This is a genomic window from uncultured Microscilla sp., from assembly GCF_947493425.1.
In the GTDB taxonomy this organism is placed as follows: Bacteria; Bacteroidota; Bacteroidia; order Cytophagales; family Microscillaceae; genus Microscilla.
This window is the reverse complement of the sequence record NZ_CANLRP010000410.1, coordinates 1-900: the sequence shown is the minus strand read 5'-3', so window position 1 is coordinate 900 and position 900 is coordinate 1. Positions and strand designations below refer to the sequence as shown.

The following is a 900-nucleotide window of genomic DNA, read 5'->3' as shown; positions in this document are numbered from 1 at the left end:
AAGATTTTTTTGCTAAGGTTAGCTTTGATTATCTAAAGTTAATGCCTTTTTTCCTTAGCTTTATCCATAAACAGAAGCTCGTGCTGAGCATTGACCGTACTGAGTGGGATTATGGAGGTTGCCAGGTTAATGTGCTTTGTGTAATAGTAAGCATAGGTAAAATGGGGGTGCCACTTTATTTTGAAATGCTTGATAATAATAGCGGCAACAGTAACAGTGAAGATAGAATTAAGCTATTTAAAGAAATTATTGAACTCGTTGGAGTTCGTCGAATAGACTATGTGGTGATGGATCGCGAGTTCATTGGTCACAAGTGGCTGGGTTGGCTCCGTTCAATGACGATTGATTTTTGCGTCCGAGTTCCTAAAAGCCACTTGATTACTTTGCCTGATGGTTCTTGGAAGGCTGAGGATTTGATCAAACAGATTGAAAAACGTTATCAAAATGGCGTTTGGGTAAATCAAGTGCAAGTCAATGTAAGCCTGAGTTATGATGAAGATGGAGAATTGCTTTTCCTTATTGGTACCAGAAAAGCCACCGAATTAAGGACGCTTTACAAAACACGTTGGGGAATTGAAGTTGTTTTTCAGGCTTTTAAGGGAAGGGGGTTTAGGCTCGAAGAATCATGCCTTAGAGATATTAAGAAGTACAAAAAGTTGTTTGCGCTTGTGGCAATCACTTATACCTTGTGTTGGGCAACCGGGATTATGGAAGGCAGAAGCAATCCGGTAAAAACTAAAAATCACGGTTATCCACAATACAGCGTTTTCAGAAGAGGGTTAAACCTTATCAGACTATTTTACAGAGAAGGAACTGGCTCCGCATTATTTAAGGTAATAGCGGTTGCTCATGAAAAATGGAACCAAAACTTCCAACCCTGAAAAACCGTCGGGTAGAGTA

Annotated in this window: 1 protein-coding gene; it reads left to right on the top strand. The window is 39.8% G+C overall.

Annotated elements, in window-relative coordinates:
- On the top strand, positions 1 to 881 hold an 881-nt coding region (locus Q0954_RS34070; RefSeq protein ID WP_299466585.1), incomplete at its 5' end, for a transposase.
- Positions 882 to 900: the final 19 nt, after the last annotated feature.